General features: G+C 74.6%; 1 protein-coding gene. It reads left to right on the forward strand.

The genetic code is table 11. The annotated features are described in order from the left end of the window. The first annotated feature begins 32 nt into the window (after positions 1-32). Positions 33-1,649, forward strand: coding sequence for a hypothetical protein (locus AOJ26_RS39680; protein ID WP_053853197.1), 1,617 nt, complete (start codon positions 33-35; stop codon positions 1,647-1,649). The last annotated feature ends 425 nt before the right edge of the window (positions 1,650-2,074 follow it).

Genomic DNA, 2,074 nt, shown 5'->3' on the forward strand with positions numbered 1-2,074 from the left:
CTCCCGTCCGTACGCACCACCAGGAGACAGCAGTGGCCCGCCGCCCCCTCCCCCGCATCCTGAGCACAGGCAGCGCCCAGATCGCCCGGAGCCGGGAGCTGGCCCGAACGGCGGCCGACAGCGCCACCGACGTCCTCCACCCGTTGATCACCATGACCCGTGGTCTGCGCCGGCTGGCCTCGGCCGGGCGGCGCAGATGGGCCGAGACCCCCAAGGACAAGCGCGGACCGCTGCTGTTCCTGGTGGCCTCGGTGGTCCTGGTCGTGGCGCTCGTGCCGTACGGCCCGCTGCTCGCCGTCATCAGCCTGATGGCGGCGGCAGCCCGGCAGGGCCGGGACCGCAAGCCGCCGGAGCCGGACGGACCCGACGAGTCGCAGACCCAGCGCCTCCAGGCGCTGTACGAAGCGCTCGTCCCGTACTTCTCCGCGGCCGAGGACCCGGCCCCGCTGTACACCCACGGCGGCGAGTGGGAGAAGGCGTTCCCCGCGTACGAATTCGACGCCACCGGCCGCATCACCCATCTGCTGGTCCGCTACCCGGCGTACTTCACCGACGGCGAGGCCGAGTCCCGGGCCCGCATCGAGCAGTTGCTGCACGCCAAGTCGGGCCGCGGCCGCGAGTACCACTTCGCCTGGGACGAGGAGGGCAACGAACTCACACTCACCGTCCTCGCCCCGCTCCCCACCGACATCGCCGCCCAGCGTTTCGTCACCGCCCCGGGCGAGACCGTCCTCGGCTTCACCGACCCCACCCAGGTCCAGCGCACGCTGCCGCTCGGCTACGGCGAGGCGCAGCGCGACGTCCCGCCGGTCGTCTGGCGCACCGGCATCCGCTCCACCGAACCGCACCTGCTGGTCATGGGCCAGCCGGGCAGCGGCACCTCGACCCTGCTGCGTTCCATCGCGCTCCAGGCCCTCCAGTACGGCGATGTCGTCATCGTCGAGGGCGGCGGCACCGGCGAGTACGCGTGCCTGACCGGGCGGGACGGGGTCCTCGCGGTCGAGTGCGGGCTGGCGGGGACGCTCGCGAGCCTGGAGTGGGCGGCGACCGAGACGGAGCGCCGTCTGATCGCGGCCAACCGCGCCCGCCAGGCCGGCCACCCGCCGCCCGAGGACACCAAGCGCCCGCTGTGGATCCTCCTCGACCGTCCGAGCGTCTTCACCCACTTGGCGGCCGCGGAGGGCCGCAAGGATCCGCAGTCCCTGCTCCAGGTCCCCCTGCGGCACGGACGCGCGGCGAACGTCACGGTGGTGGTGGCCGACCAGTTCGACGGCGCGGAGGCGCTGAGCGACGCGGTACGGCAGCACACGCGCGCGCGTGTCGTGCTGGGGCCCGCGACGCCGGACCAGTTGGAGGCCTTCCTCGGGGCGCCTCCGCACACGACCCCGGTGACCGACGTTCCGCCCGGCCGGGGGTACGCCCGCCTCGGGACGGGGCCGGTGCACCGCCTCCAGGTGCCGGCGACCCCGGACCCGTACGACGACGCGACGAGCGAGGCGGACCGGCAGGCGGTGCTGGCACTGCTGCCGGAGCGGACGACCCCGGCCGACGAGGAGACCGTCCCGGACCCGGACCGCAAGCCGCCGGCCGAAGCGGAACCCGACACGGAGCCCATCCCCACCGAAGCGGTGGCCGTGGAAGCGCAGTAGCCCTCGGAGCCCGCCGACGGCGGCAGGGCCGCGCAGACCGCCCCCGCCGTCAACCGGTCAGGCTACGAAGGTGCGCGGCGCCTTCCCGGCCCCGGAGTCCCGTTCTCCACCACCCGCGCCGCTCCTCCACGCCCCCGACCGTGAACGGCAAGCGCAATAGCCCTCGGAGCCCGCCGACGGCTTCGGGTGCGCCGCGCAGGCCCCCCTGCCACCGGCCCGTCAGGCCACGAAGGTGCGCGTACCTCCCCGCCCCCGAAGCCCCGTTCTCCACCACCCGCACTGCTCCTCCACCGCTCCCAACCGTGAACGGCAAGCGCAGTAACCCACAGAGCCCACCAGCGGCTTCGGGTGCGCCGCGCAGGCCGCCCCGCCACCGACCCGTCAGGCCACGAAGGTGCGCGGCGCACCCGAAGCCGCTGGTGGGC

This window comes from Streptomyces sp. NRRL B-24085 (genome assembly GCF_001282115.1).
Classification (GTDB): domain Bacteria; phylum Actinomycetota; class Actinomycetes; order Streptomycetales; family Streptomycetaceae; genus Streptomyces.